This is a genomic window from Pseudoalteromonas sp. APC 3694 (genome assembly GCF_030407565.1).
Lineage (GTDB): Bacteria > Pseudomonadota > Gammaproteobacteria > Enterobacterales > Alteromonadaceae > Pseudoalteromonas > Pseudoalteromonas tetraodonis.
Genome location: NZ_JASDDE010000034.1, coordinates 35,097 through 42,555 on the forward strand (window position 1 = coordinate 35,097; position 7,459 = coordinate 42,555).

Genomic DNA, 7,459 nt, shown 5'->3' on the forward strand with positions numbered 1-7,459 from the left:
GTTAGTATTTATAAAACAACTTAAACTTGGATAGGATTTTATGAACGTGTCATTACGTATTAGTCATTTATTTATGGTGTTATTACTTTTAGCCTTTAGCGTCAATGGCTATGCAGCACCGGCTCTATTCAAAATAGAAAAACAAGGCGCTAGCTCGTATTTATTTGGCACCGTGCATGTGGGTGATGCCAGCATGAAAGGGCTACCACAAAAAGTGACTCACGCACTGGATAACAGTAATCAAGTTGTTGTTGAAGTGGATATAAATAAACTATCACCATTACAAATGCAACAACGTTCTATGCCGTTTATGCTGCTTACTAACGGGCGTACGCTACAGAGCGAGCTTTCAGAAAAAAATTATCAACTCCTCAAAGACTACTTTGCTAAAAAATCGATTGATATTGCCATGTTCAACAGTTTCAAACCTTGGGCTGTTATGTTGACCATGATGCAAATTGAGTTTCAAAACGCGGGCTATTCAGATAAAAACGGCATCGATAAGCAAATACTCGAGTACGCGCAAAAGCACAGTATTAACATTGCGGAGCTTGAAACCATAGAGCAACAACTACAGATGTTTAATGGCTTAGAGTCATTAAGCAATGCCATGATGGCAGAAACTTTTGAGCAACTAAGCGATATTAATACCTACTTTATCACCCTAGTGGATGCATGGAAAAAGGGCGATATGCAAACCCTAACCGGCTATTACCACACCAGTTTTGATGACAGCCAATACGGTCAACAAAGCGAGCAAGTGATGCTGATTGAGCGCAATAATAATTGGGTCACTCAACTCACGCCTAAACTTGAACAAGGCAAGGTGTTTATTGCGGTAGGTGCTCTGCACTTAGTTGAGCAGCATGGTTTAATTAAACAACTTCGCGACCAAGGGTTTAAGGTTACTCAGTTATAAACAAGCTTATATAAGCGTCTCACTATGAGCAGCTTGTTGCCCATAGTGAGCCGGTTTAAAATCTTCCATTTTTAAGGTGTGTTCAATCCCTTTAATGGTATCTGCTGCATGATGGTTTACATAAATAACGGTACTCGTTTTTGCAGCACACACCTTTTCAATCAGCAGTAAAACGCGTTGACGATTTGCCTCATCAAGCCCTAAACATGGCTCATCTAAAATAAGCAAAGCAGGATGTTTAACCATTGCGCGCACAATCAGTAATAGTCGCTGATCGCCATACGATAGCTGGGTAAAAGCGCTATTTGTTTTGTCACTTAAACCAATTAGTGCCAACCACTCTTTAGCTAAACGCGTTTGTAACTCACTGGCTTGTTGATATAAACCAATACTATCGAAAAACCCTGAAATAATAGTATTAAGCGCCGAAATACTCACTCGATACTGCAAATGTAGCGTATTTGAAATATAACCAATGTGCTGTTTTATATCCCAAATACTCTCCCCTGTGCCACGCTTAAAACCAAACACTTCAATCTCATTGTTATAGCATTGAGGGTTATCACCTGTAATTAAATTTAATAAACAGGTTTTACCTGAGCCATTTTTCCCGGTGAGTTGCCAGTGCTGATATTGGTTAATCGTCCAGTTTAAATTTTCAAAAATTGTTTGTTCGCTGTAACGCACATGAACATTAGTGAGCTTAACGAGTGGCGTGTTTGTCGCTGATTTAAAGCAGTGTTCAGGCGCATCGGGAATACTTAATGATGTATGCTCTAAATGAAGTAATTTGAATAAATCCGCTCGTTTTGCTGCACACGGTTTTGCCAAGCTATGTTGTAAACGACCATTATTCACATAAGCAAAGTGATCAACAAACGCTGGAATTTCGTCAACACGGTTTAGCACAAACACAAAGCAGGTTTGTGCGCTCAACTGCTGTAATAGGCGGTTTAGCTGCCCAACCGATTCAGAGTCTAAGCCATCAAATGGTTCATCAAGCACAACTAAATCACTGTTAGCAGATAGCGCTTTAATTAATAATAATTTACGCGTTTCGCCAGTAGATAAATCAGTAAAATCACGATTAAGTAAGGCATCAAAATTAAAAGCGGTGATTAACTGTTGGCATAAATCGCTATTTATTTGAGGCTCAGCAAAGAGCATGTCTGTTACTTTTTGTGGCTTTTCACTTTTACGATGCGTGTTAAGTAACTGCTTTTGTAGATCACTTGACACTAATTGTAGCTTGTTAAAGGTACTATGACGTTGCCCGCTTTGTTGTTTTGCTTCACCAATTAACGCTGCTGCGAGTGCTGATTTTCCAGCACCATTACCCCCGAGTAAGACCCAATGTTCACCCTGCTTTACTTGCCAAGTTAAATCGTCGATATAATACCGAACACTGTCATCGGTAGATAAATAACCACTAAATTGCTGTAGTAAAATTGAGCGCACGTTAGATCCCAAAACAGAGCTTAAAAACTCAAACTAACGTAATAAGGAATAATTAGGCAAGTGAGATTTAATCAACCTCAGGTAGAAAAGCATCGTTTAGCGCCGCGATTATGCTTTGCTGATCTATGGGTTTATGAATATGACCTATTGCTCCACAAGCTTTAGCGCGAGCAAGATCACTATCAGAGGTGTTTGCGGTAACCACAATAATCGACAGTGTTTTATCGTTATCATGCAAGATTTTAGTGGCTTCAAACCCATCCATAACCGGCATATTTAAATCCATAAAGATGACGTCATAAGATTTTTTGGCGACCATTTCACACGCTATTTTGCCATTCTCAGCGCATTCAGCGTGTATGTTCAATGCAGTTAATAGCTTAGTGAGTACCAGCATATTAAGTGGGTTATCTTCAACGACTAAACAATGTAAGTTATCAGGAATTGACGATGACTTGCTTAAAGTAGTATCCATCTCTAATGGTAATGTTAAAAATACAGATGCCCCTTGCTGACGATTATTTTCAAAACGAATCTCGCCCTTTAAGGCATCAACAATATATTGTACACGGGTAAGGCCTGTTCTGAGTCCTTGAAAATGGTTACTTTGCTCAGTGCTGTCTAATTCTAATTGCTCGATAAGGTGATCAAAGCCACAGCCGGTGTCCTCGACGCTCAGCGATAGTTGGTTATTGTTGAGCGTAGCGATGACTTTCACCTCTCCTTGCTCTGTAAACTTTAATGCATTACTAAGTAGCTCATTAACTATTTGTTGTAAGCGTGCATGATCTACAATCACCGCGCAGTCTAAGCTCGCTGCCAACTCTCTGATTAACTTTAACCCTTTTTCAGTACAACCATATTCATACACAACTAACACTTTATTTATGGTCGTTAGTAAGTTGTCAGAGGTCGGGTTTAACGACCAACGATTTAAACTCAGCGCTTGTAAATCTTGTAATTCATCTAACATCGCCAACAACCTCGCCGAGCAATACCGAGCTTGGCGTTGTATATCCTGCTGTGAAGTGGGAATTTTTAGCTCATCGATCGAGGTAATTAACCCCTGTAATGGGGTTCTAAATTCATGACTGGCTCGTGCAATAAAGTGCTCTTTGATATTACTTACCTGCTCCGCAAATTCTTTTTGTTGTTGATACTTTTGTAAGGTCTCTAGAACTCGTTTCTCCATTGGCATAAACACAAATCTAAGTTCTAAAAACAATAATGCCAGAGTAAAAAACCAACAAAGCAGTTCAATACTAGCGATCCAATCAACCTTTTTTACCGCTTGTTGCTCAAATAAGCTCACCGCAGTGTCTAATTTTTTAAGTAATGCTTCAACTTCGCTCACGGAAAACGAAGCCAAATTAATAGGCTCCTTTTGAGAAACCAAATTTTTAGCTTGCGTTATAAAGGCCAACACTTCTGCATCTAAGTTGCTTGGGGGGCATAATATAAATCAAATAAAGGTGTATTTAGATAAACTGCGTCACCTTGTTCATCTTTAGTGAGTAAATATTCATGGGCTTGTTCAAATAACTCAAGGGAGTGTTTTAACGATTGAAGATGTTGTGCGTGATTATCCGTTTGATTAATTAATGCATTGCTATGCCAAGCTATTTTTTGCGAAAGCATACGTTGCTTGCCAGCTATATTGATAATTTTTGCATCGTATTTTTGCACTGAAAAGAAGTATTGCATCAGTAATGCAGATACGCTGACCAACAAGGCAATGGCAACTAAAGCCCAACGGTAACGTTTGCGAATACTCTTAACAATGTTGAACATACACTAGGTTACTTTTTTTGTTTTAACTGTAGCCTAAGCTTAGCAAACTAATTACTAAATTATTAAATATAAAAAACCCAGCTAGTTAAGCTGGGCTCTTGTAACCGTTTAGCGTGTACCTAACGATTTTCTAGTCGATTATAATCAAACATGCCAAATTCAACACCTCGGTACTGGCGGGCAACCTGATGTAAAATATCGCTGTATTGCCAAAATTGCGGGTGAGTTCGACGAATCGCAAACTTAGACTTTAAAGCGCGATAATCAGCTTCCACTTGCATTAGCGGTAACTGTTCTGCAAAGGCCGAAACCTGTTGGGCGTTATTTAAATACCAAATTGCAGAAGGATAATCACCAATAAAGCCCGGAACAATTGTCACTGTATCTTCTTCATAAGCGCGCTGTCCATCTTCGTTTAGTAGACTCGAAATATTATAGTGCGCGTTATGGTGAATAATCGTATAGCCTGTGTGGCCATCCTGCTCTTTCACTAGCACATAAGATAGCTGTGGCAGTAAGTTAACTGCTTTAGCAGGCATGGTATTAATCGCACTTAATGGTGCGGGTACTTTTTTATAGTCATAACGAGGACTTAAAACGGGCTCTAATGCCTCTTTAATTAAGCCATATAGCTCTGATTGCGGTTCATCTGTTTGATAGTTAATACCGCTGGGTTGACTAAACTCACGATTGTTTTCAAAAAAGGTCGACAAACTAGGTGGTGATTTTCGATACCAACTCTGTTTAATTGTCTCTCGCTGAGCTTCAGGTAACAAAGCTAAAAAGTTGTGCTCACCTTCTAAACGTAAAAAGTCCATGTATAAGCGCGTTATTAATTGATGGCCAATATTGCCATACACATCAAAGCCCGCAACTAACAAGTAATGAATACGCTCAAACAGCGCGTAATCAAGCACCCACATAGTTTTAGGTTGTTGGCCAATAAAGCCTTTAACTACAGTTGCACTATCAAAGTGTCGAAAAATAGTCAGTGCCGCATTTTGATTGTGCCCATCCCCTTTCCACAATAAGTCGGTGGTTAAATGCTCGCCGTTTTTGAACAGATTATTAGCAAGCTCTACCTTGGCTTTTAAGTAACGTTTTTCGCGAACCGAGTATTTGACCCAATTAGAAATCGGTAACGCATTACTTTCCTCTGCTGCGGGCAACTCTAATGCATCCTCATGTTGCACCAGCATTTTACCTACCGCCGGAGTCGCTACCTTTTTAGGATCAGCAAACGCCACCCAAAAATGATCATTAATCACATTGAGTGCTATTTGACCACGACAAACAGGGCCTTTAATAAAGCCCATAATAATTAGCTCAGCTTCATCGAGCATAAATTGATATTTTGCATCTATAGGCAGTGCTTCAAACGTTTTAAACGGGTTTGATGCAAGGGTAGGCTCATAGCTTGGTAAACTAGATACAGTGTAATTTGGCGCAATAAATTGCTGGTAAATACGTGCCAACTTTTCATCATTAAGTTTAAGCGGTAAATGCGTTTTTGATAAAATAGTAGAACGGTCGTGAAGCAGTCGATAATAAACACGCTCAACGTTTGGATTATCGTAAGGGCGACGAGAACTTATTAGCTTAATGTCTTCACCAGGGGGGGTACTTGAGCGTACCAACTTAAAAAAGTTAGGTGATTGTGCATCACTAAAATAGATGTGTGCTAAAAACCAATGCTCATAAATATAGCGCGCTGATAATTGGTACTTCAAACCATCTTGATTTAAAAATGCTTCCCAGTTTTTTACTTGCGCAAGCTCAGCAGCTGATGGCGGCTTGATGTGCGCCATTTTCCCGCCTTTTTTAATCCAGTTTTGTAAGTGCTGAAATTCAGCAGCAGTCACTCCAGGCAAGCCATAAGGCATACCCGCATGCGGTTGCTCATCTGCTAATTGGTCAAACTCACCCATCGTCGCACAACTTTGGTTGCGGCTAAGCGAAAAATCAAAACGTTCATCTAATACTTCATCTTCTGGCAAGGGTGAACTTTGCTTTAATACCAGCGTATTAAATAACACACTACCCGCTAAATTGGCTTCTTCAGTTTGTGCTCGCTCGTTTAATACCGGGCTAAATTCTTTATCACGCCATTGCTCGGTCGTGGTTGCATCAAATAATAATCGGCTCGGCGTTGAGGCTAACAACCGAGTACCATCGTAAACCAACTCTTTACTGAGGCCTCTGTCGATACCTTCAGGAGAAGAGAGTTTTAATTGGCAAGGCGCATCATAACAGCCATGACAAACCACGCAGCGGTTATCGAGTACAGGCTTTACCTGCTGTAAAAACTCAGCCCCAGCACCGCTATTATGAGCAACCATACGATCTTGTGTTTGCTCAGGACCGAATAATTCATTGTAATGTGCATTACCTAAGTAAGCACAACCACTTAAGATAATCAGTACAAAAGTACCTATAATATTTTTTTTCATTATTCTGTCTCATCACCTAAATCGAACGTAGGCATCATATCAATTTGTGGTGATACAAATGTTAGGTTTTCAACAGTAGTCACCACAGCGCTTAATAGAGGGCCCTGTGTTATGGTTAATTGAGCGTCATGCTCGCTATGCGCTATGGTAGCAAAGCTTGAATTGATGATATTCAACTCATAGTCTGCAATGCTAATGCCTATACTACTGTCTGCACTGGGGTTCTGGCATAGTTGAGTAAGCAGCTCATCACTTAAGATAACTGAAATTTCCAAGTCAGGCTGCGCTAAGTCACGGGTACTTAGTGTTTCATCTAGAATAAATAAAGGAAGTGTTAAATTGCTATCTTGTTCAAGTTCCATTGGACTCTCTGCGCTACTGACTATTTAATTATTACCTATTATAACAACGTTCCAACTTAAATAACGATAAACAAGCCTTAAAATAGCCTCGTTAATTTTTAAGCAGCGGTATCAATGCTGCTTTAAACTTCGTTACGACAACAACAGGAACGCCAAACTTCACTCATTAAAACCTGAAACCTGCAGCATTACAATAATTGAGAACTCAACGATCGTTGCTACTAAGCACCAATGCATAAGGTAAGTGTAGAACCTTCATGCTTTACCCTCTAAGTGCGATAAAACTCAACCCAAGTGACAGTGTTAAATTTACACCGAGCTGCTTTACCTAAAACCTTAAACCTTGCACCTGAAACCTTTATTTTATTGCAGGCATTAAAAAAGGCCACCTAAGTGACCTTTTTCTAACAATTAACTTAAACGTTAATTATTACTCTACGATAGTTGCTACAACACCAGCACCTACAGTACGGCCACCT

4 protein-coding genes and 1 pseudogene are annotated in these 7,459 nt (G+C 39.8%); 1 reads left to right on the forward strand and 4 read right to left on the reverse strand.

The features are described from left to right. Positions 1–40 precede the first annotated feature (40 nt). A complete protein-coding gene (locus QMA00_RS12515; protein ID WP_076922186.1) occupies positions 41–919 on the forward strand; it encodes a TraB/GumN family protein in 879 nt (292 codons plus the stop codon). Between the two features lie 6 nt (positions 920–925). Here QMA00_RS12515 and modF read toward each other — a convergent pair whose 3' ends face one another. From modF to QMA00_RS12535, 4 genes and pseudogenes are all read right to left on the reverse strand, one after another. Further along, the gene (modF, locus tag QMA00_RS12520; protein WP_076922187.1) at positions 926–2,377 is read right to left on the reverse strand and encodes a molybdate ABC transporter ATP-binding protein ModF; all 1,452 of its coding nucleotides are present in this window, start codon (positions 2,375–2,377) and stop codon (positions 926–928) included. Between the two features lie 67 nt (positions 2,378–2,444). Next, positions 2,445–4,168 (reverse strand): annotated as a pseudogene (locus QMA00_RS12525) (response regulator). 119 nt (positions 4,169–4,287) lie between these two features. Beyond that, a complete protein-coding gene (locus tag QMA00_RS12530) occupies positions 4,288–6,618 on the reverse strand; it encodes a fatty acid cis/trans isomerase (RefSeq protein ID WP_076922188.1) in 2,331 nt (776 codons plus the stop codon). Continuing rightward, on the reverse strand, positions 6,618–6,980 hold the full coding sequence (locus QMA00_RS12535) for a hypothetical protein (protein WP_013463853.1): 363 nt from the start codon (positions 6,978–6,980) through the stop codon (positions 6,618–6,620). The genes QMA00_RS12530 and QMA00_RS12535 overlap by 1 nt, the downstream gene beginning before the upstream one ends. Between the last annotated feature and the right edge of the window lie 479 nt (positions 6,981–7,459).

Bases quoted from the DNA above. Each gene is read 5' to 3' on its own strand.
- QMA00_RS12515 (WP_076922186.1), top strand. From the start codon at position 41: ATGAACGTGTCATTACGTATTAGTCATTTATTTATGGTGTTATTACTT.
- QMA00_RS12530 (WP_076922188.1), bottom strand. From the start codon at position 6,618: ATGAAAAAAAATATTATAGGTACTTTTGTACTGATTATCTTAAGTGGT.
- QMA00_RS12535 (WP_013463853.1), bottom strand. From the start codon at position 6,980: ATGGAACTTGAACAAGATAGCAATTTAACACTTCCTTTATTTATTCTA.